We start from the raw sequence: 22,892 nt of genomic DNA, 5'->3' as shown, positions 1-22,892 counted from the left end.
CTTTCATTCAGGGAAGAAACACCCCTATGGCATCCCGCGCCCTTACGTCGATCGCGCTCAGCGCCGTCACCTTGCTTTCCGGCTGTTCGGCGTTTCGCAATTACGACTCCGAACTGGCCCAGACCAACCAGCAACTCGCCGCTGGTAACGTCGACGCCGCACTGACCCTGCTGGAAAAGAACAACGCCGGCGCAGACAAAGACCTGCTCTATTACTTTGAGAAAGGTGAACTGCTGCGCGCCAAAGGCGATTTGTCCGGCAGCCAGAATGCCTGGGGTAGCGCCGATCAAGTGGTGGGCAAGTGGGAGGATTCGGTCAAGCTGGACACCGGCAAGTACCTCGCTCAATTCGGCAGCTTCGTGGTCAACGACAAAGTCCGTCGCTACGAAGGTTATGACTATGAAAAAGTCATGCTGACCACGCAAATGGCGCTCAACCTGCTGGCGGTGAACGACTTCGACGGTGCGCGCACCGCCATCAAGAAGACTCACGAACGGGAAGCGCTGATCGCCGAGCTGCGCGACAAGGAATACCTCAAGAGCGAAGAGGAAGCCGAGAAAGAAGGCGTCAAAACCCAGTACAAGGATTTGCAGGGTTACCCGGTCGCCAGCCTCGATGCACCCGAAGTGGTTGGCCTGAAAAACAGCTACCAGAGTGCGTTCAGCCATTACCTGTCCGGGTTTGTGTATGAGGCCCTGGGCGAAAAAGGCCTGGCCGCACCGGGTTATCGCAAAGCCGCCGAACTGCGCCCCAACACCCCACTGCTGGAACAGGCACTGGTCAACCTCGACAAGCCAAGTGGCAAGGAAGAAGACAGCGACATCCTGATTGTCGTGCAAAGCGGCTTGGCACCGGCACGTGATTCGATCCGCATTCCGCTGCCGTTGCCGATCAGCAACAACGTGGTGATCACCCCGCTGTCGTTCCCGATCATCAAGGCTGACGCCTCCACCGCGACCTTCGCCCAGATCGGCGTGGACGGCCAGCAGCTAAACCTGACGCAACTCAACAGCACCACCGCCATGTCTCGCCGCGCGTTGCGTGACGACATGCCGGGGATCATCGTGCGCACCACCGTACGGGCGATCACCCGTGGCGTGGCGCAGAAGCAAATCAACGAAACCAACCCGCTGGCGGGCCTGGCCGTCGGTATCACTTCAGCCGTGCTCGAAGGTGCCGATACCCGTACATGGCGCACCTTGCCGGACAACACCCAAGTGGTGCGTCTGCGCTTGAAGAAAGGTGAGCACCAAGTCACGCTGCCGAGCGCCGTGGGCGGTTCGGTGGTCAAGGTCACCGTCGACCAGCGTTACCAGGTAGTCAGCCTGCGCGCCGTGGGCAATCAAGTGTTCGCCGGTGGCCTGGCCGCGCACGTGATCCCGAGCACCAACCCGACCGCCGTCGCCAGCCTCAACCCTTAAGAACGGAGTCTTTACATGCGCTTCAAACTATTCGCTGTCGTCGCCCTGGCCTTGCTGGCCGGCTGCGCCACCCCGCCACCGCCCGAACCTGGCACTGCCGCCAGCAAAGTCGTGGCCATGGGTAAGCTGAAGAACATCGTGGTCGGCGCCATGCGCGTCGCTCGGGAAAACGGCTTCATGACGGCCAATGTGCAGCTGAGCAACACCAGCTACAACAACAAGACTTTCTACTACCGCTTTGCCTGGCTCGGCCCTGAAGGCTTTCCCGTCGCCGAAGAGGAAGTCTGGAAGAGCCAGATGATGTATGGCGAGCAGACCAGCTTTATCCAGGCGATCGCGCCAACCGCCAAAGCCGTGGATTTCCGTCTCGAAATCAAAACGCCTTAAGCCTGACACCCTATTCGTTCAGTTCTAGAGAGCATTCCCATGTTTGCACGCTTTTCGTTCATCGCCGTTGTCGCCCTTCTGGCCAGCGGTTGCGCCAACACTTCGCCAACGCTGGGTAGCAAAAACATCAGCTACGGCGACACCAAGGCGGTGGAAACCGTGACCAACGAGTTCGGCTCCACCGACCTGCAGATGATCGCCGAGTCGATGACCCGCTCCCTGGCCCAGTCCGGCATTCTGCACGGCCGTCCGGTGGTTCAGGTCTACGACGTGAAGAACAAGACCAGCGAATACATCGACACCCGCGAAATCACCACCAGCATCAAGACTCAGCTGATGAAGACGGGCGTGGCCCGTTTTGCCAGCGACAACACCGCGATGCAAAGCCAGGTCGACCAGCTCAAACTGCAGAACCAGAGCGGTCTGTACAAGAAGAGTACGGTGGCCAAGACTGGCAACATGATCGCCGCTCAGTACCGTCTTGAAGGTTCGATCAGCTCGATCGTCAAGCGCAGCAGCGACTACAAGGACGTCTTCTACAAATTCAGCCTGCAATTGATCGACGTTGAAAGCGGTCTGGCCGAGTGGATGGACGAAAAAGAGATCCGCAAAACCACGGAGCGTTAATCGATGCGCGCATGGATTGGCATCATGGCCCTGGCTTGCGCGCTCAGCGCGCAGGCGGCGCCGAAAGTTGCAGTGACCGACCTGGCGTATCAGGAGCGGGTGGAGCAGTACATCCACATCGTTTCGGCCCAGAACAACTACAACCACAGTTACTACGGGGCAAGCGGCTCGTCGAACTACAACGAGATCGAAGCCACGACCAGCTACATCGAGCAGACCGAACTGCGCAAATTCACTGGCGACATCAAGGGTGAAATCCTGCGCACCGGCATGTTCCAGCTGATTCAGGGCACGCCTTACACCGCCTCGTCCAAGGGTGACATCTATGATGTGATCAAGCGGATCAAGGCCGGCAACTTCAAGGGCGCGGATTACGTGCTGTTCGGTACCGTATCGGACATCGACTTCACCCGCGACATCAACGAACTGGCCAATACCGACAGCTATTCGGCAGTGCTGGCTTTGACTCTGGTGGCGGATTTCAGCCTGATCAACACCAGGACGTACGAAATCACCTCGGCGTTCACGGCGATGGGCGAAGGTCAGGACACCAAATTGCTGAATGGCCGGGATATCAAGGTGTCACTGAACCGCCCACGGGTGGTGCGTGATGTGTCCAAAGCGTTGGGCGAAGACGTGGCCGCGCAACTGAGCCAACAGCTTGGTGGCGGTGGGTATGAGCAGCCGGGGCAAGCCCCGCAGCGCAATAACCTGCCGCAGGATACAGCGCCGGTTATTCTGCGCTGACCCTGTCTCTGACTCTGTAGGAGCGAGCTTGCTCGCGATGGACGTTAACGGTAACGCGTGTTTGCTGGATAAACACATTGCCCTCAGGTCCATCGCGAGCAAGCTCGCTCCTACAGAGGGAGCGGTTTTACATTGTCGCTTTGCGCAGCGTCGCCATGAAGGCCGCCGCGCCGATGAACAGCCCGGCAAAGGTGCGGTTCATGCGTTTTTGCTGCTTTGGCGTGCGCAACAGGCGCAGCACCTTCGACGCCAGCCCGGTATAGCCGGCCATGACAATCAGGTCGACGCAGACCATGGTCACACCGATGATCAAGTACTGAACGAGCAGCGGCGCGTGCGGGTCGATGAACTGCGGCAGTACGGCCAGCATGAACACCAACGCCTTGGGGTTGCTGATGTTGACCAGGAAACCACGGAACACCAGAACCAGTGGTTTGCCGATCGGCCGTATGGCCGCGTCGTCGCTCATGTCGCTGGGCAGCGCTCGCCACTGTTTGATCGCGAGGTAAACCAGGTACGCCACGCCGAACCATTTGATCGCGTAGAAGGCCGTGGCCGAAGCCGTGAGAATCGCGCCAACACCGGCGCCGACAATCGCAATCTGCACCGCCAGGCCCAATTGCAGGCCCAGAGCGTTCCAGTAACCGCGCCAGAAACCGTATTGCAGACCGCTGGACATCGACGCAATGGCGCCGGCACCGGGGGACAAGCTGATCACCCAGCAGGCGGCAAAAAACGCCAGCCATGTTTGAAGCTCCATTGCACACCTCGACTCAGACTCGTGACAGACGTCTAAGCTAATGCGGCTTTGGGCGGATGACTATCGATTTTTTGTCGGACAGAGTAAACGCCGACCAGCGTTTTATGGCTTGAGGGCCCCTTCGCGAGCAAGCTCGCTCCCACATTCGACCGAGTCGTTAATTAAGAACGCGGTCAACTGTGGGAGCGGGCTTGCTCGCGAAAGCGGTATGTCAGGCAACAAGAGGCTTACTTTTCGAAACCGCTCGAAGGGAATACATCGCTACCCCGCCACCGCCGAACCGAGCGCTGGAAGAACAGGCTGTTAGGCACTTGCACCATGGCGCTGCCGGTGCCGAGCTCTTCGGCCTCGATCAACGTGGTGTAGAGCAGGTTGATCGCCACCACCCGCCCTTTGACGCCGGGCTTGTCGGTGGTGTCCACCAGTTCGACCACGTCGCCGAGGCGGAACGGGCCGACGGTGAAAATCAGGATCGCGCAGAGCAGATTGGAGAGCACGCTCCACATGGCAAAAAATGCCACCGCCGCCACCGCGACAAAACCGGACAACGCCGTCCAGAGCACCGTCGCTGAAACCCCGAGGCGTTCCAGCACGAAGATCAGCGCGCTGCCCATGATCAGCCAGCGCAGGCCACCGCGCAGCGGCATCAGCAATTGCGGCGGAAACGGATAGCGCTCGCCCAGGCGGGTCAGGCATTTAGCGACGAAGCGCTGGGCGAAGTAACCGGCCAACAGAATCAGCAGGATTTGCGCGACCAGCCAGATCGGCTCGACCCACACGGCGGGCAATGGCAGCCGGAACGCTTCCATCAGGACAACGCCTCCAGCTCCGCCTGCATGCTTTCAAGCAGTTCCAGCGCTTCCATCCAGGCTTCTTCCAGTTCGGCTTCACGCACCTTCAACTTGGCCTGTTCGGCCAGCAGATCGCGCAGATCGTTCTTGCGCGCCGGTTCGTAAATGTCGCTGTCACCAAGGCTGGCATCGATCTTCGCCAGTTTCTCGTGCAGCTTGCCGAGCTCGGCTTCGAGCTTGTCGGCCTCGCGCTTGTGCGGCGCCAGTTGCTGACGCAACGCAGCGGCGGCCTGGCGCTGGGCTTTCTTGTCGGTCTTGTCCGGATTGACCGGCGTGTTGCTCACCGGGGCGTTGCGCTGACGATAGTCGACCAGCCAACGGGTGTAGTCTTCCAGGTCGCCGTCGAATTCCTCGACCTTGCCGTCCGCTACCAGATAGAAATTGTCGGTGGTGCTCTTGAGCAAATGGCGATCGTGGGAGACCACCAGTACCGCACCGCTGAATTCCTGCAGGGCCATGGTCAGCGCCAGGCGCATTTCCAGGTCCAGGTGGTTGGTCGGTTCGTCGAGCAGCAACAGGTTCGGCCGGCCCCAGGCGATCAACGCCAAGGCCAGTCGCGCTTTCTCGCCACCGGAGAAATTCAGCACCGGCTCGTCGATCCGCGCACCACGGAAATCGAAGCCGCCGAGGAAATCGCGCAAGGTCTGTTCGCGCTCGGTTGGCGCCAGACGCTGCATGTGCAGCAACGGGCTGGCCTTGGAATCCAGTGAGTCGAGCTGATGCTGGGCGAAATAGCCAACGACGGTGTTCTCGCCACGGGTCAGGCGGCCGGACAACGGCTCGAGTTCACCGGCGAGGTTTTTGATCAGGGTCGATTTACCGGCACCGTTGGGGCCGAGCAAGCCGATGCGCGCGCCGGGGGTCAGTTGCAGCTTGACCTTCTCCAGCACGGCTCGCTCGCCATAGCCCAGTCGAGCGTCGGAGATATCAATCAACGGGCTGGAGATTTTGTGCGACTCGCGGAAAACGAAGTCGAACGGCGAATCGACGTGGGCGGCGGACAGCTCTTCCATCCGCTCCAGCGCCTTGATCCGGCTCTGGGCCTGACGGGCCTTGGTGGCCTGGGCCTTGAAGCGGGCGATGTAGCTTTCCATGTGCGCACGTTGCGCCTGCTGCTTCTCGTAGGCCTGTTGTTGCTGGGCCAGGCGTTCGGCGCGGGCACGTTCGAAGGCGCTGTAGCCACCACGATAGAGGGTGATCTTGCGCTGATCGACGTGGGCTACGTGATCGACCACGGCATCGAGGAAATCCCGGTCGTGGGAAATCAGCATCAAGGTGCCGGGATAGCTTTTAAGCCATTCTTCGAGCCAGATGATGGCGTCGAGGTCCAAGTGGTTGGTCGGTTCGTCGAGCAGCAACAAGTCCGACGGGCACATCAATGCCTGCGCCAGGTTCAGACGCATCCGCCAGCCACCGGAGAAATCTCCGACCTGACGGTCCATCTGATCGTTGGTGAACCCGAGGCCGGCCAGCAGCTTGCGCGCCCGGGCGTCGGCGGTGTAACCGTCGGCGCTGTCGAGTTCGGCGTGCAGGCGGGCCTGAGCGGCACCGTCGTGGGCCGTTTCGGCTGCGGCGAGGTCGCGTTGCACCTCGCGCAGGCGCAGGTCGCCATCGAGCACGTAGTCGACCGCGATGCGATCGAGGGTGTCGATCTCCTGGCGCATGTGGGCGATGCGCCAGTCCGCCGGCAAGAAGCAATCACCCGAGTCCGGGTGCAGATCGCCCAGAAGCAAGGCGAACAGGCTCGATTTGCCGGCGCCGTTGGCACCGATGAGGCCGGCTTTGTGGCCGGCGTGCAGGGTCAGCTCGGCGTCTTCTAGCAGACGTTGCGGGCCACGCTGTAAAGTCAGGTTCTGAAGTCGAATCATAATGGCGGCGGAGTCTACCAGCTTCGCTCGCAACTGGCGCGAGTAGCACTATGTCCTCTGACCTGTGGAGCTTTTCCCTGACCACTTACGCCCGTCCCGGCGTGGAACACGCGTGCCTGCAATTGCAGTCGGCGGGCAGCAATGTCTGCCTGCTGCTGTGTGGATTGTGGCTGGGACAGCGTGGCGTGGCCTGCAACGAGCAACGTTTGCAGCTACTTCGCACTGTCGCCGAGCCTTGGGACGCCGATGTCGTTCGACCGCTGCGAGCCTTGCGCACGCAATGGAAAGCCCTCGCGACTGAAGATCCCGAACTGAATACGTTGCGTGAGCAAGTGAAGACACTGGAGCTGGAAGCCGAGCGACATCTGTTGTTGCGGCTGGAGCGATCGGCACAGAGTTGGCCGCAGGGTGACGCGGCCGATCTATCGGCCTGGCTGGAAGGTGTGACGGCGGGCGCCGTCCACCTGGACCGCGACGCGCTGCTTGAGCTGCGCGTCGCGGTAACCGGCACTTCTTAGGAAGCGCTGGTTGGGGTGGTTGCTGCGATCGACGCGGCGGCCGGCGTTGGCGCTGGCGTGGCGGTCGAGGTGGCGGCTGCTAAAGCGGATGTAGCCGCCGGAGCCGGGTTGGCTGGCTTGGCAACTGGCGCGGCGGCCGGTTTGGCTGCGGCAGGTTTTGCGGCGCTGGCGGTGGCCGGCTTGGCAGCAGCGGCAGGTTTTGCTGCAGCAGGTTTTGCGGCGCTGGCGGTGGCCGGCTTGGCAGCAGCGGCAGGTTTTGCTGCAGCAGGTTTTGCTGCCGGTTTAGCGGCTGGTTTTGCAGCCGTTTTCACCGCTGGTTTTGCAGCTGGTTTTGCAGCAGCTTTAGCCGCGACAGGTTTGGCGGCCGGCTTGGCAGCAGGTTTCGCCGCAGCGGTTTTGGCAGCTGGTTTGGCTGCAGGTTTAGCGGCCGTTTTTGCAGCAGGTTTGGCTACTGGTTTTGCAGCAGCTTTAGCCGCGACAGGTTTGGCAGCTGGCTTGGCAGCAGGTTTCGCCGCAGCGGTTTTGGCAGCTGGTTTGGCTGCAGGTTTAGCGGCCGTTTTCGCAGCGGGTTTTGCTGCTGGTCTGGCAGCGGCAGTTTTTGCCACGGCTGGTTTTGCAGCAGCCGTTTTTGCAGTGGCTGGCTTGGCGGCGGCAGGCTTGGCAGCCGTCGTTTTAGCAGCCGGTTTCGCAGCGCTGGCAGCGACTGGTTTTCTCGCCGCAGGTTTTGCTGCTGGCTTGGCTGCGGCTTTCACCGGGGCTTTGGCAGCAGGCTTGGCCGGTGCTTTTGCAGCAGCCGGTTTGGCCGCGGCTTTCTTCGCAGGGGCCGCAGCAGGCTTGGCCGAACGCAGGGACAACGCCTTGCCGACAGCCTCTTGTACACGACCGACGCCCTGGGCCAATTTCAGGCTTTCTTGAGCATCGCGCTTGAGTTGCAAAATGTAGCTGCGAGTTTCGGATTGACGATCCTTGAGGGCATCGAGAAGGTCCTCAAGCTCTTTGACCGCACCCTTGGCTTTGGTCTGAGCCTTGGCCTTGCCGGCCGCCGCAGCGTCCTGCAATTTGGTACGGGATTTGTGCAATTTTTCCTGTGCTTTTCCGCGCTGCTTTTCCAGTTTGGCGAGCAATTTTTCAGCATCAGCCAGGGCTTGGGAACAAGCGGTTTCCAAATGCTCGAGCAAGCTGCCCGAGAGTTGTTGGAGTAAGTGCAACGGGGTATTTACAGGCTTCTTGGTGGCCGACATGGTTTACCTCCTGGCTGACGTGGGTGCGGCTCATACTAGACCTCTGCTGCTACCGCCGCTAGGGCATGTTGACAGTATCCAAAGCGCTGCGTTGCAAAGGATTTAAATTCTTCTGCGCAGGTGCGAAAACCAGTTCACCTTTGAGTGCATTCACACTGGCATAATCCGCCGCATCTCAGGCCGGAGAGTGCCCATGTCGCGTTACCTTTTTTTATCGCTGTGCGTGTTTTTTTCCGCGGTCCAGGCCGCCGAAAAAACCAACGAAAATGACGCTCACGATCTCGCTTACAGCCTGGGTGCCAGCCTCGGTGAACGCTTGCGTCAGGAGGTTCCCGACCTGCAACTGAAAGCGCTGGTGGAAGGTCTGCAACAAGCCTATCAAGGCAAACCCCTGGCGCTGAAAGATGAGCGGATCGAACAGATTCTGAACGAGCACGAAGCTCAGGTTGCCTTGCAACCGGCCATGCCGCAGAGCGAAGCAGCGCTGGAAAAAGAGCGGCGTTTTCTCGCCGAGGAAAAAGCCAAGCCCGGCGTTCGAGAACTGGCCGATGGAATCCTGCTGACGGAACTGGCTGCAGGTAACGGTGCGAAAGCCGGCCCGAACGGAAAAGTCCAGGTGCTGTATATCGGTCGCCTTCCCGACGGCACGGTGTTCGATCAGAACACTCAGCCGCAGTGGTTCAGCCTCGACAGCGTGATCAGCGGATGGCGCAGCGCACTGCAAAACATGCCGGTCGGTGCGAAATGGCGGCTGGTGATTCCATCGGCCCAAGCCTATGGCGCCGACGGTGCCGGAGACTTGATCGAGCCGTTCACGCCGCTGGTATTCGAAGTCGAATTGCGCGGCGCCACCGGCTGAACAGCACAAACGAAAAACGGCGCGCAATGCGCACCGTTTTTAGCTTCCTGCAGGAAGCGGGTCTTGCGGGGAGACGGTTCAGGCTTGAACCGGATCTTCTTCCTTGTGAGCGGTATGCAGCACTTCGATCAGGCAGTCTTCCAGTTCGAAGCGTTCATGCAACAGGCCACCCAGCTCCTTGAACTTCTCTGCGACGCATTTGCCGGCATCACACAGGTCATTGAACGCAAGCAGCTTCTCGGTGATGACGTCGATGCGCGGATAGATCGTCTCGGCCAGCTCCAATCCGCGAGTGTCGCCAAACGCCTTGGCTTCGCCAGTCAGCTGTTCGTAGATCTCGAAGTGTCCGGCAGACACGTAATCGACCAACACTCCGCAGAATTCCTGCAAAGGTTTTCGGTCTGCGCCCAGTGCCTCAGGCTTGGCGCCGAGAGCATCGTAGGCCCGAACCAGTTCGTGACGCTCCTGCAACCAGCGATCGATCAGCAGATGCACTCCACCCCAACGTTCCTGAGCATTCTGACAACTTTCGAGCATGGTGATCTCTCTTCCCTTGTGGGTCATGCTGCCCTACACCTGTCGCACACTTGAAGGTCAAATGTCGGCCAGGCAGAGCGTCATTCGAGCAACATAATTCCAATGACACGTGCGGGCCAGATTATGCCCGCGCGACAATGGCTTCAAGGTACGCAGGAGATAAAGTTCATACAAGTGTTTAATCACCCGCCAATACCCGGTGCGACGACTCGCCGCTGAGCGGTCGCTGACAGGCAATCCAGACCAGCCGCAGCAACTGATAAACCCCCACGATCATCATCGCGACGAAGAACAGCAGGCTCCACTCCGGGATGCTCAGGTCGAACAGCGTCCATGAAACCTGGGCACAGTCTGCAGTGCCTTCGTACAGCCGCTGCACGATGAATTCCCAGGGTGTGTTTGCGAACACTTCCGTCAAATTGGCCGAACAGGTCGACAGCTGTTCCACCGAATCGCTCTGCAGCAACACCTGCCGCCACGCCGTGACGGTACCTGCCAGGCTGCAGAACAGGCCGAGCAGCCAATACAGGAATGAGCCGAAGCGACCGGGGCCATGCACCGACGCCAGCAGGCAGACACCGACGAGCAGCGCCAGGAAAAAGCGTTGCAGCAGGCACAACCCGCAAGGTTTGAGGCCGACCGCATATTCCAGGTAATAGGAAACGCCCAGGACCAGGGCACCCGCAATGAAAACCATGAAAAACAAGGAGCGTGAGCAGGCCAAAGACATGGCTTTTCCGTACCAGTAGAGACAAGTGGTTACGGTAGAGGAAAGTGCGCCAGCCTTTCAAGGCGGGCCAGCAGGGACACTTCAACAGCGATGTAGGGAATTCCCGACAGAAGCGAGAGGATCAGATGTAGTCCTCTGTAGGACGTCTCCGACGAAGACATAGGACGGTCAAAACCCCACGAATTTCGACGCTGTGCACAGCACTTGCAGACTACGTTCATGTAGCAGCTGCCGAAGGCTGCGTTCGCCTGCGAAGCAGTCGCAAATCCAGTCACCTCGGTGTTTCAGGTAGACCGAATTAGCACTGGCGACTGCTTCGCAGCCGAACGCAGCCTTCGGCAGCTGCTACAAGGAGCGGTGTCAGGCGGGAACCGGCAACGGGGCCGCCAGCAGGCGTTCGTCCAATAGGCCCAGCCCTTCCTGGAACAGCTGATTGCTGCGCTCGGTGTCGCCCAACTGGGCCAACAGCCGTGCCAGTTCCGCGCACGCTTCCGGGTTGCGCTGCACGCGCAGGCTGCTTTCCAGATAGTCCCGGGCCTTGCCCCACAGGCTGCTTTGCAAACACAAGCGACCCAGTGTCAGCAACAGGCTCGGATCGGCCGGATGGTCCTTGAGCCAGCCTTCGGCGGTGTGCAGTTGGCGTGCCGGGTCGCTGCCGCGAACCAGACCGTAAAGTCGCGCCAGGTGACTGTCGTAGCTGCGCTTGAGGGCCGTACGCAGAACTTCTTCGGCCTCGACCTGAGCCCCCAGTTGCCGCAGTTGCTCGGCATAGGCGAGCACCAGTTGAGGTTCCTGGCGCTGAGCCGAGGTGAGCTGTTGCCAGGCGCGATTGAGCGATTGCAAACCGACCGTTCCGTCCTCTTCCTGATGCGCTGCCAGGGACAGGTTCTCACCCCAGGCCCGGCGCTCCAGTTCGGCCAGTTCGGCTGGCGGCAACACCTTGTCCTTGCGCAATTCCGGCAACAGGCGAATCACCGCCGACCAGTCGCCGCGCTGTTGATGCAGGCGCTGCAACTGGCGCAGGGTCTGGACGTTATGAGGATGACGCTCGTGCATGACTTGCAGGGTCGCCAGGGCGCCTTCGGTGTCGCCACGGTCTGTCTGCAACTGTGCGTGACTCAAGGCGATCGCCAACTCGGCCTGGGGCTGGCGCTCGAGGGCGCGCTCCAGCAGGTTGTCGCTTTCCTCGTAGTGACCTTGTTCGTTCGCCGCGCGGGCAGCGCCGAGGTAGTACAGCAGCGGCTGACGCTCGGCTTCGGCGGCCCGATGCAGATGACGCTGCGCACTGGCCCAGCGACCCTCCGCCAGATCCAGCTGACCGTGCTCGATTGCCACTTGCACCCGACGACTGCGATTGCGTCGCGACCAGGGATTGACCACGCCGCTGGACGTCGCCACCAGTTCGACCAGCGCCTTGATGCCCCAGAACACCAGCCAGAGCACGGCCACCAACGCCAGGGTTGCCCACAGGCTCGATTCGAAACGGAAGCTCTTGTAGGCGATCAGCACGTAGCCGGAATGCTCGGCAATCGCCAGACCCAGCGCAGCGGCGGCGGCAATCACCAGGAACACGATCACATAGAGGCGTTTCATGGCGTCGCCTCCTGCGCGGTGCTCGCGTCAGGTTTTGGCAGCGGCTTGATCGAGTCCTCGGCGTTGACGTTACGTCGCTCCAGATAGCCCTGGACCGCGCTCAGCGTGGCGGTCAGATCCGGCGTGACGACGGTGACCGGTTGCTTGCTCAACTCGCCAACCTGCTCGAGCATCACTTTGCTCTGCGGGTTGTCCGGGTTGAAGTTGCCCTTGAGCACATCCCGAGCTTCAGCCAGCGCCTGGGTATAGACGGCTGCCTGACCATTGAGCGCGGCCCACTGCGCCTGTTCCAGCGCCAGGCTCAGAGCGAGACGCACCTGGCTCAAACTCTGCCCGGCCAACAACGGACGAACATTTTTGTCGGCGTTGAAGTCGATGCGAATGTAGCGCGAGATCTGATCCCACCACTGCGACCAGCGACTGGCGCCGTCGCCATCGGCCGTCAGGCCCAACAAGGATTCGCCACGGTCTTTGTACTCGGGCGCCAGCTCGGTGAGGCTGATGACCTGATCGCGCAGCGCGCCCAGGCGCAGGAACAATCCGGTGCGATCCGGCTGCTCGGTGCTGCGCAACGCCACCAGGGTTTTGGCCACTTGCTCGCGAGCGGCAAAGGAACCCGGATCGTTCTGTTCACGAAGAATTTCATCGGCGCCCTGCACCAGGGCCTGGGCGCTGCTGATGTCCTGCAACGCCGAAAGGCGCAGGCTGGCCAGACGCAGCAAGTGCTCGGCCTCGGCCAGACGCCAATCCTTGCGGCTGGCACCGAGGACGGTTTCCAGGCGTTGATTCAAGCGCTGTTGATCGCCTTGAAGTTGTGTGACCAAACGACTGCGCGCGTCGAGCACGTCGGCGGCCGGCATTTGTTCGAGGCGCGCGGTCAGGCGCTGTTCATTGAGCTTCAGGTCCTGCGCCTGATCGTTCAACGCCTGGACCTGACTCAGCTGCTGCTGGGTATTGGCTTGCAGGTGACGGACCTGCCAGACACCCCAACCGCCGACGGCTACCCCGGCAGCGCCGAGCAACAGCGCGACGATTGCCAACCCATTGCCTCGGCGCTGCACGGCAGCAGGTGGCGCGGTTTCAACCGGTGCTTCAACCGGCGCATCAAGCACGGGCTGGACGTCATCTTTAGGCAAGGCTGTTTCGCTCACGTATCCATCCTTTGCATTAGAGAACGGGTTCGGGATGCTCCCGTAACGCCGTCAGCAAAGCCGTGGCACTCGCGCCACGACAATCCACAACTGTTTGGGCCCCGGCGGCACGTGCCAGCTCGGCGACCCTGGGGCTTGGAACAAACAACGGCAACCGCGCCAGTATCGGCCAGGCATCGCCGGCCAATTGGTGCAGGTGCTCAAAACCCTGTCCACTGCTGACCACCAGCCCGTTCAAGCGTTCCGCCTGGATCCGCTCGGGCAGCGCCGCTGGCGGGTACTGTGGCAACTCGCGGCGGTACAACTGCAGATACTCGACACTAGCACCAAGCTCGCGCAAACGCTCAGCCAGCAACTCGCGCCCGCCCTCCCCGCGCAAGATCAGCACGCGTGGATCGGGCCGGGCGATAGCCTCGCGCAGCAGAGGAAGTTCAAGCAAGGCTTCGCTGTCATCCCCTTCCGCCGGGAAGCTCACCTCCAAGCCGTGATCCTCGAGAATCTGTGCGGTCGCCGCGCCCACGCTGAACCACTTGAGAGCCGGTGGCTGCGGCCAATACTGGCTGAGCAGATCGATGCCAATCCTGGCGGCCGGCTTGCTGACTACGATCACCGCGCAGTAGCGATCCAGGCCCTGAATCACTTCACGCATTGTGTCAGAGGTCGGGATCGGCGCTATGTCCAAAAGCGGCAAGCTACTGCTGAAAACCCCCTGCTCGGCCAACACGCTGGTCAGCGCCACCGACTCCTCCGCAGGGCGCGTCAGCAGCAAGCGCCAGCCAGTCACTCGTGACCTGCCTCGCCGTAGACCGCCTTGAGAATGTCGTTGGCGCCTTGACCCAGAAGGTCCTCGGCCACTCGCACACCCAAGGCTTCGGCATCGCTGCGCGGCGCACGGGCTTCGGCGCTGAGCAGCAGGCCGCCGCTCGGGTCACCCACCAGCCCGCGCAACCAGATCTGCTCGCCTTCAAGCACGGCGTAGCAGGCGATCGGCACTTGGCAGCCGCCATTCAAGTGTTTGTTGAGCGCACGCTCGGCAGTGACGCGGGTGGCGGTGTCCTGGTGATGCAGCGGCGCGAGCAAGGCGTGGATTTCGCTGTCGACGCTGCGGCATTCGATCCCCACCGCGCCCTGGCCACCGGCCGGCAGGCTGTCGTCGACGCTGATGGCCGAGGTGATGCGATCTTCAAAGCCGAGACGAATCAGGCCCGCGGCGGCGAGGATGATGGCGTCGTATTCGCCGGCATCGAGCTTGGCCAGGCGCGTGTTGACATTGCCGCGCAGGAAGCGGATTTCCAGGTCCGGGCGACGGGTCAGCAATTGCGCCTGGCGGCGCAGGCTGGAGGTGCCGACGATACTGCCTTGGGGCAATTCATCCAGGCTTGCATAGGTATTGGATACGAAGGCATCACGCGGGTCTTCGCGCTCGCAGATGCAGAACAGACCGAGGCCCTCGGGGAAGTCCATCGGCACGTCCTTCATGGAGTGCACGGCGATGTCGGCTTCGTTTTCCAGCAGCGCCGTTTCCAGCTCCTTGACGAACAGGCCCTTGCCGCCGATTTTCGACAGCGGCGAGTCGAGCAACTTGTCGCCGCGACTGACCATGGGCACCAATGTCACAAGCAGACCGGGATGGGCCTCCTCCAGACGGGCTTTGACGTATTCGGCCTGCCACAGGGCGAGCGCACTTTTACGGGTGGCGATGCGGATTTCGCGAGAGGACATGGATCAATCCGTACTGAATAGATATGACGGATAATAACAGCTCAGCCAAATCCACTTTGACTTGTATGATACTGCATGGCCTCCCTGGCCCCGGATGTCCGGCAATCGGGTGTGAGATTCGCAGCGAACGGCGAATTAAAGCTGCTGCATCATCTTGCGCACACCGGCCACATGGCGGCGGCTGACGATCAACGCGTCGCCATTCAAGCCTTTGAGGAACAGCTGGAAATGCCCCAGAGGCGTGCGTTGCAGGCGTTCGATGCGCTCGCGGGCGACCAGTGCGTTGCGGTGGATGCGCACGAAACGGTCGCCGAATTCATCTTCAAGGGCCTTGAGCGGTTCATCCAGCAACACTTCGCCGCCTTCGTGGCGCAGGGTCACGTATTTGTGGTCGGCAATAAAGTAGACCACCTGACCCAACGGGATCAGTTCGATGCCTTTACGGGTTCGGGCGCTGATATGACTGCGTGGGCCGCTGCCACTTTCGGCGGCGGGACGGGTCAGGGCGGCGAGCTGGACGCGGTTGGGCCGCTCGGCTTTCTTTAACGCTTCGTGTAGATGTTCTGTACGCACAGGTTTCACCAGATAGCCTACGGCGCTGGCCTGTAAGGCTTCCACGGCAAATTCATCGGGTCCGGTGCAAAACACTACGGCGGGCGGGGTTTCGCGTTCGCATAACCGTGCAGCCACTTGCAGGCCATCGAGGCCTGGCATGCGGATATCGAGCAGTACGATATCCGGCTTGTGGCTGTCGATCAGTGCCAACGCTTCTTCGCCGTTCGTGGCGCTGGGCTCCAGGACACTGTATCCCTCGAGTTCGCCGACCATTCGGCTCAGGCGCTCGCGGGCAAGGGGTTCGTCATCAACGATCAGGACATTCATATTGCGCTGGATTCCTGCGTGAGTCTCGCACAAGGATAGCGTAGACAGGTGAAGTGACGTCCGTCACCGCGATCCACGCTAAGACTAGCGCGAAGGCCAAAAAGTGCCGCTGGTCGGGCGGCTAAATTTTCATCTGTCGGGCGTTTGGCGGCCCAGGCCCGCAATTGCGAGGCATCGCCGTAGGGTTTGCTGATACACAATACGAACACCCCTCTTCTTATAGTCAGCTGCAGCGTCAAGAAGTGCGCTGATCCTACTGTCCAACTGTAGACGGTTGCCGGGACGATATTGCTCAATTGAAAAATATCGTTGCGCAATTGCGCCAAGCCTTGCCCCGAGTATGGGTCTCGCAATGAGAAAAAAACGTATCGACCAGTGTCAGCGACAGGATTGGCATCCCTGTTATTATCCGCGACAGCTTTCAACGCCATCTTTCTTCAACCGATACGAGCGAATTCATGAGCACTGACAAGACCAATCAGTCCTGGGGCGGCCGCTTCAGTGAGCCCGTCGACGCCTTCGTCGCCCGCTTCACCGCCTCCGTCACTTTCGACCAGCGCCTGTATCGCCACGACATCATGGGCTCGATCGCCCACGCCACCATGCTGGCCAAGGTCGGCGTGCTGACCGATGCCGAGCGCGACAGCATCACCGATGGCCTGAAGACCATCCAGGGTGAAATCGAGGCCGGCCAGTTCGACTGGCGCATCGACCTCGAAGACGTGCACATGAACATCGAGGCGCGCCTGACCGACCGCATCGGCGTGACCGGTAAAAAACTCCACACCGGCCGCAGCCGTAACGACCAGGTCGCTACCGACATCCGCCTGTGGCTGCGTGACGAGATCGACCTGATCCTGAGCGAAATCACCCGCCTGCAAAAAGGCTTGCTGGAGCAAGCCGAGCGCGAAGCCGGCAGCATCATGCCGGGCTTCACCCACCTGCAAACCGCGCAGCCGGTGACCTTCGGGCACCACATGCTGGCCTGGTTCGAAATGCTCAGCCGCGACTACGAGCGTCTGGTCGACTGCCGCAAGCGCACCAACCGCATGCCGTTGGGCAGCGCCGCGCTGGCGGGCACCACGTACCCGATCGACCGTGAGTTCACCGCGCAGCTGCTGGGCTTCGATGCCGTGGGCGGCAACTCGCTGGACAACGTCTCCGATCGTGACTTCGCGATCGAATTCTGCTCCGCCGCGAGCATCGCGATGATGCACTTGTCGCGCTTCTCCGAAGAGCTGGTGCTGTGGACCAGCGCGCAGTTCCAGTTCATCGATCTGCCGGACCGTTTCTGCACCGGCAGCTCGATCATGCCGCAAAAGAAAAACCCGGACGTGCCGGAGCTGGTTCGCGGCAAGACCGGCCGTGTATTCGGCGCACTGATGGGCCTGCTGACCCTGATGAAAGGCCAGCCATTGGCCTACAACAAGGACAACCAGGAAGACAAGGAACCGCTGTTCGACGCCGCCGACACTTTGCGCGACTCGCTGCGGGCCTTTGCCGACATGATCCCGGCGATCAAACCCAAGCACGCGATGATGCGCGAAGCGGCCCTGCGCGGCTTCTCCACCGCCACCGACCTGGCCGACTACCTGGTGCGCCGTGGCCTGCCGTTCCGTGACTGCCACGAAATCGTTGGCCATGCCGTGAAGTACGGCGTGGAAAGCGGCAAGGACCTAGCGGAAATGAGCCTGGAAGAACTGCGCAAGTTCAGCGACCAGATCGATCAGGACGTCTTTGCCGTGCTGACCCTGGAAGGCTCGGTGAACGCCCGTGACCACATCGGCGGCACAGCGCCGGCGCAGGTCAAGAAAGCCGTGGCTCGCGGTCAGGCGTTGCTCGCAAGCCGTTAAATCGCCAAAAGCTTCGCGAGCAAGCCCGCTCCCACATTTGATTGGGTGAACACAAAACCTGTGAACACCTGAGATCCAATGTGGGAGCGGGCTTGCTCGCGAAAGCGGCCTAAAGGACGCTACACACCTACTTCTTGGACGCGACCATCGCCATAAACGCTGGCATCGCCGCTTCCTTGTCCGCCGCGATCCGTTGCACATTCGGGTTCTGCTCCAAACGCTCCAGCAGCGCCCTGGCCGCCGGCATTTGCGCCAACACATCCAGGTCAAACAGCTTCTTCGCCACCGCACACGCCAGCGGCACGCTGTACAGGAAATACAAATCCGCAACGCTCAAACTGTCCCCAGCCACGTACGGGGAGAATTTGCCGTGGCGGTTCAACGACGCGAAACCCAGCAGCAACTCAGCCTTGGTCTTGTCCTTGATCGCCTCCGGCACCGACGCACCGAAAAACGCTTCGGGATAACAGGCGCGCGCTGGCAGTTCGATGTACAACTCGATTTCCTTGGCCAGCGCCAAAGCCTGCGCCCGCTCGAAAGGGTCGCTCGACAGCAGCGGCGTGCCTGCCTGGCTTTGCTCGAGGTATTCGAGAATCACGCTGGTTTCGTTGACGAACCCCTGATCGACACCCAGCACGGGCACCTTCCCGCGCGGGCTGATCGCCAGCGCCTCGGGGCTTGGCCCGGGGAAAAACAGGACTTCTTCGAACGGCAGTCCCTTCTCCAGCAATGCCAGCTTGACCATGTTGTAGTAGTTGCTGACCGAAAATCCATAAAGCTTGAGCATCACATAGCCTCCAGGCCGTGCAGGGGTTGGCAGCGCCAGTTATAGAACGCCCCGGCGCTTCTCGCCAGCAGCATCACAGCGCTGAATGCAGGTAAACTGCCCGTCTTAACTTGAGGAGCCTGCCATGAGCGAGCCAACGGATATCGAGATCGACGAAGAAGAGTTCGCCGAAAACACCCTGATCGAAGCCATCGAAAACCAGATCGAAAGCGACAACCCGCCGGCCGCCAAGGCGACCTTCAACAAGTTGACCCTGGTGGGTTACGAGCGTGAAGAAATCCTCAACCTGATGGCCCACGTTTTGGCGGTAGAAATCGACGCGATCCTCGAAGAAGACCGCGCGTTCAACACCGAATGGTACGAAACCGCCCTGCGTGCCTTGCCAGAGCTGCCGCCAGAAAAGAAATAAAGCAACACCCGACCCTGTAGGAGCGAGGCTTGCCCGCGAAAGATTCACCGCGGTCTATCCGAAAAACCGCGTCATCGTTCTTCGCGGGCAAGCCTCGCTCCTACAAAGGTGAAAAAACCCTGTCGCGAGCACTGGACATGGCGCACGAGTGGGCTCACCTTAGGAGCGCTGTCGTCCAATTCCTAGAAAGTCTGGAGTCCTTATGTCGCTTACCCCTGAGTTGGTTGCCGAACTGGAAATCCTTGCCCTCTTCAACCTGGACAGTTCCCAGGAAGGTTTGAAAATTCATCAGACCGCTGCCCCGAAAGCCATTGCCGCCGCCCAACGCCTGTATGAGAAAGAACTGATCGACCAGCCCGATGGCGGTTACCTGACCAGCCTGGGTCGCGACGCCGCGCAAAATGTGCAAACCCTCCTGACCATTCTGAGCGTCCAGGAAACAGCCTGAACATCACTGCATCGCCCTCGGAAACCCAACTACGGGATTTCCGCGGGCAGTTCGGGCACCTGCTGTCGCCAGGCGTTATAAATCTGACGCCAAAAAACAAAATCAGCTAAAAAGTCCTGCGATTGAGGCGCTAAACTGCCCCTCATCCTGAGACCTCCACGTCCGAGCCCTGCGAGCCGGTTTGAGCTGACATGACCCGCACCCACGAAATCCGCCCCGACCTGGACGAAGGAATCGACCGCAAGGTGCTGAGCCAACTGCGCTCACGATTTCTGAAGCTCAACGAAGGCCGCATGGCCCGCGCCATGGAAGGGCTGTCGACCCGCCAGCAAGGGGTGTTGACCCTGCTGCCGTTGTTTTTCCACGTCAATCATCCGCTGTTGCCAGGCTACGTGTCGGGCAGCACGCCGGCCGGGTTGTCGAACTACGAGCCCGACGCCAACACTCTCGCCGAAGCCCAACGCCTGACCCGCTCGTTTTCCTACAAACCCCGCCACCGCAACAATCCGCCGCGGCCCATTCACGGCCTGTTCCTGATGGGCAGTCTTGGCACCCTGGCGCAGGCCGACCAGAGCGACATGGACGTGTGGGTGTGTCACGCACCAGACCTGAGCGAAAACGAGCTGATCGAGCTGCGCAAAAAGTGCCAGCTGCTCGAAGTCTGGGCCGCCAGCCAGGGCGCCGAGGCGCATTTTTTCCTGATCGACCCGGCGCGGTTTGTACTGGGCGAGCGGGACAATCAACTGAGTTCGGAAGACTGCGGCACTACCCAGCACTATTTGCTGCTGGACGAGTTTTACCGCACCGCGATCTGGCTGGCTGGGCGCACGCCGATCTGGTGGCTGGTGCCGGTTTACGAAGAATCGGCTTACGACCGTTACACCCACACACTGCTGTCCAAGCGCTTTATTCGTGCTGACGAAACCCTGGACCTGGGGCATCTGGCGTTCATTCCGCCAGGCGAATTCATCGGCGCCGGGCTCTGGCAGTTGTTCAAGGGTATCGAGTCGCCGTACAAATCGGTGCTCAAGCTGCTGTTGATCGAGGTCTACGCCAGCGAACACCCCAAGGTTCATTGCCTGAGCCTGCGGTTCAAGCACGCCGTGTTCGCCAATCAACTGGACCTCGATGAGCTGGACCCGTACGTCGTGGTCTACCGGCGCATCGAGGAATACCTCATCGGCCGTGGCGAGCCTGAGCGCCTGGAACTGGTACGTCGGGCGCTGTACCTGAAGGTCAACCGCAAACTCACCGGCAGCGGCAATCGTACCCAGAGCTGGCAACGCTCGTTGCTTGAACGCCTGGCCCGCGAATGGCACTGGGACCATCGCCAATTGGCCCTGCTCGACAGCCGCAGCCAGTGGAAGGTCCGCCAGGTCAGCGCTGAACGTCGGGCCTTGGTTAACGAACTGAATTACAGCTACCGCTTCCTCACCCAGTTCGCCCGCACTGAGCAGACAGTCAGCCTGATCAACAAGCGCGACCTCAATGTGCTGGGTCGGCGGCTGTACGCGGCTTTCGAGCGCAAGGCAGACAAGGTCGAGTTCATCAATCCGGGCATCGCCCCGGACCTGGCCGAAGACACGCTGACCCTGGTGCAGGCGCCGAACAAAAAGGAATCGGGGCAAACCCAATGGGGTTTGTATAACGGCAGCCTGACCGCCCACGAGTGGGAACATTTCGCGCCGATCAAGCGCAGCCGCCAATTGCTCGAACTGCTGACCTGGTGTCACCGCAATGGCGTGATCGACAGCAGCACCCGCCTGGCCTTGCACCCCGGCAGCAGCGACCTGAGCGAGTTCGAACTGTTCAACCTGCTCGGCAGCCTGCAACAGAGCATCGCCCTGCCCCTGACGACCGTTGCCGAAGAGCCGCTGTTGCGCGCCAGCGTGCCGAGCGAAGTGCTGATTCTGGTGAACGTCGGCGTCGACCCGCTCAAACATCATCGCGACTTGAATATCCTGATGACCACCGAGCGCACCGACTCCCTGAGTTACGCCGGCGTCAGGGAAAACCTGGTGCTGACCCTCGACCAGGTCACGCTCAACAGCTGGAACGAGGTGCTGGTCAACCGCTTCGACGGGCCCCACGCGCTGCTCGACTGCTTGCGCGACTACCTCAACGGGCTGCCCAGCGGGTTAAAACAGCCAAAGCTGCGAGTCCGTTGTTTCTGCCACAACCGCGCGCAGTTCATTGCCCGGCGGGTCGAAGAAATCCTCGACACCGCGCAGAACCTGCTGCTGAGCAAACTCAATCATCGTTACCTGATCCAGGTCCAGCAGCATTACCACGTGCTGGAACTGGTGCCCGGCCAGGTCAACCACGTCGCCCTCGCCACACTCCCGGCGCTGGTCGATTACCTCGGCGAAGAATTGGCCAGCTACAGTCCCCTGCACCTGGACCCGATGGCACTGGAAGACCACGACCTGGCGCTGCTCCTGCCCATGGGTCAGCCCGACTGTATTCAGGTGTTTTACCGAATCAGCGACGACCAGGCCGATCTGTACGTTCTCGATGAGTTCAACGCCCTGTGGCAGCAACGTTTGCCCTGGCACGACGAACAAAGCCTGCTGGTGCCGTTGCAACGGTTCCTGCAATCGATCCAGTACCGGCGCGACGCCTTGCTGCCAATGGACGCGACCCAGCCCATGAGCCTGGAAACCTTGTATTACCAACTGCTGCCCTCCGGCCCCGGTCGCGCGCGCCGGGTCGAGGCCAGGCCGGCGCCGAAAACCCCGGTCAACAAACCGTTCTACGACGTGCAGGCGATCGTCGGCAAAGCCGCGCCGGGCGAGGTGCAGGTCACGTTGTATTGCAATCAGCGGGAATTTTCAGAGCTGGAGCATGGCGAGCAACTGTTCAGCGCAGTCGCTCGGGAAATCGTCGGGCAACGCCGCGAGACCGAGCGCTACCGTTGCTACATCACCGACCTGGATCTGTCGGGCCTGCTCGGTGATGGCCAGAGTTCAAGCAATAGCTATCTGCGCTACAAGGCCGACCTGGAGCGCGCATTGAATGAGGCGCTCGAGCAGGTCTGACGGGTTTATTCCGGAAAGTGGCCGCCCTCGGCCGGCTGCGATTCAACTTCCAGCAGGGTCAGCTTCAGGGTTTTGCCACCCGGTGCCGGCCAGTCAATGTGCTGGCCAACCTTAAGGCCCAGCAGTGCACTGCCCACTGGCGCCAGAATGGAAATCTTGCCTTCGTCGGCGTTGGCGTCCTTGGGGTAAACCAGCGTCAGGTGATAGTCCTTGCCGCTGCTTTCTTCACGGCAATGCACTGTGGAATTCATGGTCACGACATCGGCTGGCACCTCTTCGTGACTAACCAGTGTATCGGCGCGGTCCAGTTCGGTTTGCAGCGCGATAACGCCCGGCAGCGTGTCATCCAGGCTGTCGATCAGGCGTTCCAGACGTTGCACGTCCAGACGGGTAAGGGTGATGGAAGGTGCGGTCATGATCAGGGCAGACTCCTTTCTTCTGCACGAAAAAAGCAAAACCCCGC

At 60.8% G+C, this 22,892-nt stretch carries 23 protein-coding genes; 10 read left to right on the top strand and 13 right to left on the bottom strand.

The window, feature by feature from the left end:
* The first annotated feature begins 26 nt into the window (after window positions 1-26).
* Genes ACIPL2_RS11030 through ACIPL2_RS11015 form a run of 4 tightly spaced genes read left to right on the top strand, consistent with a single transcriptional unit; the run spans window position 27 to window position 3,182 of the window.
* On the top strand, window positions 27-1,421 hold the full coding sequence (locus ACIPL2_RS11030; RefSeq protein ID WP_401355977.1) for a COG3014 family protein: 1,395 nt from the start codon (window positions 27-29) through the stop codon (window positions 1,419-1,421).
* Between the two features lie 15 nt (window positions 1,422-1,436).
* Window positions 1,437-1,808, top strand: a complete 372-nt coding sequence (locus tag ACIPL2_RS11025) for a DUF1425 domain-containing protein (protein ID WP_401355975.1) — start codon at window positions 1,437-1,439, stop codon at window positions 1,806-1,808.
* Window positions 1,809-1,847: 39 nt separating this feature from the next.
* Window positions 1,848-2,435: a penicillin-binding protein activator LpoB gene (gene lpoB, locus ACIPL2_RS11020; RefSeq protein ID WP_401355973.1), complete on the top strand. Its 588-nt coding sequence runs from the start codon at window positions 1,848-1,850 to the stop codon at window positions 2,433-2,435.
* A gap of 3 nt (window positions 2,436-2,438) precedes the next feature.
* Window positions 2,439-3,182 carry a penicillin-binding protein activator LpoB gene (locus ACIPL2_RS11015; protein ID WP_401355971.1) on the top strand — a complete coding sequence of 248 codons (744 nt, stop codon included), beginning with the start codon at window positions 2,439-2,441 and terminating at the stop codon, window positions 3,180-3,182.
* A gap of 127 nt (window positions 3,183-3,309) precedes the next feature.
* On the opposite strand, the gene ACIPL2_RS11010 is transcribed toward ACIPL2_RS11015, so the two are convergent.
* From ACIPL2_RS11010 to ACIPL2_RS11000, 3 genes are all read right to left on the bottom strand, one after another.
* Entirely contained in the window at window positions 3,310-3,942 is a 633-nt protein-coding gene (locus tag ACIPL2_RS11010; RefSeq protein WP_401355968.1) for a LysE family transporter, read from the bottom strand.
* A gap of 227 nt (window positions 3,943-4,169) precedes the next feature.
* Window positions 4,170-4,751, bottom strand: coding sequence for a mechanosensitive ion channel domain-containing protein (locus ACIPL2_RS11005; protein ID WP_401355966.1), 582 nt, complete (start codon window positions 4,749-4,751; stop codon window positions 4,170-4,172).
* Window positions 4,751-6,661, bottom strand: a complete 1,911-nt coding sequence (locus ACIPL2_RS11000; protein WP_401355964.1) for an ATP-binding cassette domain-containing protein — start codon at window positions 6,659-6,661, stop codon at window positions 4,751-4,753. Before ACIPL2_RS11000 ends, ACIPL2_RS11005 begins: the two co-directional genes overlap by 1 nt.
* Before the next feature lie 50 nt (window positions 6,662-6,711).
* Here ACIPL2_RS11000 and ACIPL2_RS10995 point away from each other — a divergent pair, with 50 nt between their 5' ends.
* Window positions 6,712-7,179: a TIGR02444 family protein gene (locus ACIPL2_RS10995; protein WP_401355962.1), complete on the top strand. Its 468-nt coding sequence runs from the start codon at window positions 6,712-6,714 to the stop codon at window positions 7,177-7,179.
* Here the strand turns inward: ACIPL2_RS10995 and ACIPL2_RS10990 are convergent.
* The gene (locus ACIPL2_RS10990; RefSeq protein WP_401355959.1) at window positions 7,176-8,420 is read right to left on the bottom strand and encodes an AlgP family protein; all 1,245 of its coding nucleotides are present in this window, start codon (window positions 8,418-8,420) and stop codon (window positions 7,176-7,178) included. The genes ACIPL2_RS10995 and ACIPL2_RS10990 overlap by 4 nt on opposite strands.
* Before the next feature lie 193 nt (window positions 8,421-8,613).
* Between ACIPL2_RS10990 and ACIPL2_RS10985 the strand changes: the two genes are divergently transcribed.
* The gene (locus ACIPL2_RS10985; protein ID WP_401355956.1) at window positions 8,614-9,279 is read left to right on the top strand and encodes an FKBP-type peptidyl-prolyl cis-trans isomerase; all 666 of its coding nucleotides are present in this window, start codon (window positions 8,614-8,616) and stop codon (window positions 9,277-9,279) included.
* Between the two features lie 78 nt (window positions 9,280-9,357).
* Here ACIPL2_RS10985 and rsd read toward each other — a convergent pair whose 3' ends face one another.
* The 7 genes from rsd to ACIPL2_RS10950 form a co-directional block, all read right to left on the bottom strand.
* Entirely contained in the window at window positions 9,358-9,816 is a 459-nt protein-coding gene (gene rsd, locus ACIPL2_RS10980) for a sigma D regulator (protein WP_401355953.1), read from the bottom strand.
* Between the two features lie 178 nt (window positions 9,817-9,994).
* Window positions 9,995-10,546 (bottom strand): disulfide bond formation protein B, encoded by a 552-nt coding sequence (locus ACIPL2_RS10975; protein WP_401355951.1) that lies wholly within the window; start codon window positions 10,544-10,546, stop codon window positions 9,995-9,997.
* 360 nt (window positions 10,547-10,906) lie between these two features.
* Window positions 10,907-12,139 carry a heme biosynthesis protein HemY gene (locus ACIPL2_RS10970; protein WP_401355949.1) on the bottom strand — a complete coding sequence of 411 codons (1,233 nt, stop codon included), beginning with the start codon at window positions 12,137-12,139 and terminating at the stop codon, window positions 10,907-10,909.
* Complete coding sequence (locus ACIPL2_RS10965) at window positions 12,136-13,290, bottom strand: uroporphyrinogen-III C-methyltransferase (RefSeq protein WP_401355947.1); 1,155 nt, start codon at window positions 13,288-13,290, stop codon at window positions 12,136-12,138. Before ACIPL2_RS10965 ends, ACIPL2_RS10970 begins: the two co-directional genes overlap by 4 nt.
* Window positions 13,291-13,306: 16 nt before the next feature.
* The gene (locus ACIPL2_RS10960; protein WP_401355944.1) at window positions 13,307-14,074 is read right to left on the bottom strand and encodes a uroporphyrinogen-III synthase; all 768 of its coding nucleotides are present in this window, start codon (window positions 14,072-14,074) and stop codon (window positions 13,307-13,309) included.
* Window positions 14,071-15,012: a hydroxymethylbilane synthase gene (gene hemC, locus ACIPL2_RS10955; protein ID WP_401355941.1), complete on the bottom strand. Its 942-nt coding sequence runs from the start codon at window positions 15,010-15,012 to the stop codon at window positions 14,071-14,073. Before hemC ends, ACIPL2_RS10960 begins: the two co-directional genes overlap by 4 nt.
* A 135-nt stretch (window positions 15,013-15,147) precedes the next feature.
* Complete coding sequence (locus ACIPL2_RS10950; protein WP_401355938.1) at window positions 15,148-15,894, bottom strand: LytR/AlgR family response regulator transcription factor; 747 nt, start codon at window positions 15,892-15,894, stop codon at window positions 15,148-15,150.
* Between the two features lie 458 nt (window positions 15,895-16,352).
* Between ACIPL2_RS10950 and argH the strand changes: the two genes are divergently transcribed.
* Window positions 16,353-17,747, top strand: a complete 1,395-nt coding sequence (argH, locus tag ACIPL2_RS10945) for an argininosuccinate lyase (protein ID WP_010465079.1) — start codon at window positions 16,353-16,355, stop codon at window positions 17,745-17,747.
* A 127-nt stretch (window positions 17,748-17,874) separates the two neighbouring features.
* Here argH and ACIPL2_RS10940 read toward each other — a convergent pair whose 3' ends face one another.
* Complete coding sequence (locus tag ACIPL2_RS10940; RefSeq protein ID WP_401355936.1) at window positions 17,875-18,534, bottom strand: glutathione S-transferase family protein; 660 nt, start codon at window positions 18,532-18,534, stop codon at window positions 17,875-17,877.
* A 124-nt stretch (window positions 18,535-18,658) separates the two neighbouring features.
* Between ACIPL2_RS10940 and ACIPL2_RS10935 the strand changes: the two genes are divergently transcribed.
* The 3 genes from ACIPL2_RS10935 to ACIPL2_RS10925 all read left to right on the top strand — a co-directional run bounded on the left by ACIPL2_RS10935 (window position 18,659) and on the right by ACIPL2_RS10925 (window position 22,429).
* A complete protein-coding gene (locus ACIPL2_RS10935; protein WP_007894899.1) occupies window positions 18,659-18,943 on the top strand; it encodes a hypothetical protein in 285 nt (94 codons plus the stop codon).
* Between the two features lie 202 nt (window positions 18,944-19,145).
* Window positions 19,146-19,391, top strand: a complete 246-nt coding sequence (locus tag ACIPL2_RS10930) for a TIGR02647 family protein (protein ID WP_401355933.1) — start codon at window positions 19,146-19,148, stop codon at window positions 19,389-19,391.
* A 191-nt stretch (window positions 19,392-19,582) separates the two neighbouring features.
* Window positions 19,583-22,429 (top strand): class I adenylate cyclase, encoded by a 2,847-nt coding sequence (locus ACIPL2_RS10925; protein ID WP_401355930.1) that lies wholly within the window; start codon window positions 19,583-19,585, stop codon window positions 22,427-22,429.
* 5 nt (window positions 22,430-22,434) lie between these two features.
* On the opposite strand, the gene rnk is transcribed toward ACIPL2_RS10925, so the two are convergent.
* Window positions 22,435-22,845 carry a nucleoside diphosphate kinase regulator gene (gene rnk / locus ACIPL2_RS10920; RefSeq protein ID WP_401355928.1) on the bottom strand — a complete coding sequence of 137 codons (411 nt, stop codon included), beginning with the start codon at window positions 22,843-22,845 and terminating at the stop codon, window positions 22,435-22,437.
* Window positions 22,846-22,892: the final 47 nt, after the last annotated feature.

Origin of the sequence: Pseudomonas sp. NPDC086251 (assembly GCF_044746405.1) — a bacterium.
GTDB lineage: Bacteria > Pseudomonadota > Gammaproteobacteria > Pseudomonadales > Pseudomonadaceae > Aquipseudomonas.
Note: the sequence above shows the minus strand (reverse complement) of the source record. Positions and strands in the feature narration are given on the sequence as shown.

Bases quoted from the DNA above. Each gene is read 5' to 3' on its own strand.
- ACIPL2_RS10995 (WP_401355962.1), top strand. From the start codon at position 6,712: ATGTCCTCTGACCTGTGGAGCTTTTCCCTGACCACTTACGCCCGTCCC.
- ACIPL2_RS10935 (WP_007894899.1), top strand. From the start codon at position 18,659: ATGAGCGAGCCAACGGATATCGAGATCGACGAAGAAGAGTTCGCCGAA.
- ACIPL2_RS10990 (WP_401355959.1), bottom strand. From the start codon at position 8,420: ATGTCGGCCACCAAGAAGCCTGTAAATACCCCGTTGCACTTACTCCAA.
- ACIPL2_RS10940 (WP_401355936.1), bottom strand. From the start codon at position 18,534: ATGCTCAAGCTTTATGGATTTTCGGTCAGCAACTACTACAACATGGTC.
- ACIPL2_RS10970 (WP_401355949.1), bottom strand. From the start codon at position 12,139: ATGAAACGCCTCTATGTGATCGTGTTCCTGGTGATTGCCGCCGCCGCT.
- hemC (WP_401355941.1), bottom strand. From the start codon at position 15,012: ATGTCCTCTCGCGAAATCCGCATCGCCACCCGTAAAAGTGCGCTCGCC.
- ACIPL2_RS10950 (WP_401355938.1), bottom strand. From the start codon at position 15,894: ATGAATGTCCTGATCGTTGATGACGAACCCCTTGCCCGCGAGCGCCTG.
- ACIPL2_RS10975 (WP_401355951.1), bottom strand. From the start codon at position 10,546: ATGTCTTTGGCCTGCTCACGCTCCTTGTTTTTCATGGTTTTCATTGCG.
- ACIPL2_RS10930 (WP_401355933.1), top strand. From the start codon at position 19,146: ATGTCGCTTACCCCTGAGTTGGTTGCCGAACTGGAAATCCTTGCCCTC.
- ACIPL2_RS11030 (WP_401355977.1), top strand. From the start codon at position 27: ATGGCATCCCGCGCCCTTACGTCGATCGCGCTCAGCGCCGTCACCTTG.
- ACIPL2_RS11010 (WP_401355968.1), bottom strand. From the start codon at position 3,942: ATGGAGCTTCAAACATGGCTGGCGTTTTTTGCCGCCTGCTGGGTGATC.
- lpoB (WP_401355973.1), top strand. From the start codon at position 1,848: ATGTTTGCACGCTTTTCGTTCATCGCCGTTGTCGCCCTTCTGGCCAGC.
- rsd (WP_401355953.1), bottom strand. From the start codon at position 9,816: ATGCTCGAAAGTTGTCAGAATGCTCAGGAACGTTGGGGTGGAGTGCAT.
- ACIPL2_RS11000 (WP_401355964.1), bottom strand. From the start codon at position 6,661: ATGATTCGACTTCAGAACCTGACTTTACAGCGTGGCCCGCAACGTCTG.
- ACIPL2_RS10985 (WP_401355956.1), top strand. From the start codon at position 8,614: ATGTCGCGTTACCTTTTTTTATCGCTGTGCGTGTTTTTTTCCGCGGTC.
- ACIPL2_RS11005 (WP_401355966.1), bottom strand. From the start codon at position 4,751: ATGGAAGCGTTCCGGCTGCCATTGCCCGCCGTGTGGGTCGAGCCGATC.
- ACIPL2_RS11015 (WP_401355971.1), top strand. From the start codon at position 2,439: ATGCGCGCATGGATTGGCATCATGGCCCTGGCTTGCGCGCTCAGCGCG.
- ACIPL2_RS10925 (WP_401355930.1), top strand. From the start codon at position 19,583: ATGACCCGCACCCACGAAATCCGCCCCGACCTGGACGAAGGAATCGAC.
- rnk (WP_401355928.1), bottom strand. From the start codon at position 22,845: ATGACCGCACCTTCCATCACCCTTACCCGTCTGGACGTGCAACGTCTG.
- ACIPL2_RS11025 (WP_401355975.1), top strand. From the start codon at position 1,437: ATGCGCTTCAAACTATTCGCTGTCGTCGCCCTGGCCTTGCTGGCCGGC.
- argH (WP_010465079.1), top strand. From the start codon at position 16,353: ATGAGCACTGACAAGACCAATCAGTCCTGGGGCGGCCGCTTCAGTGAG.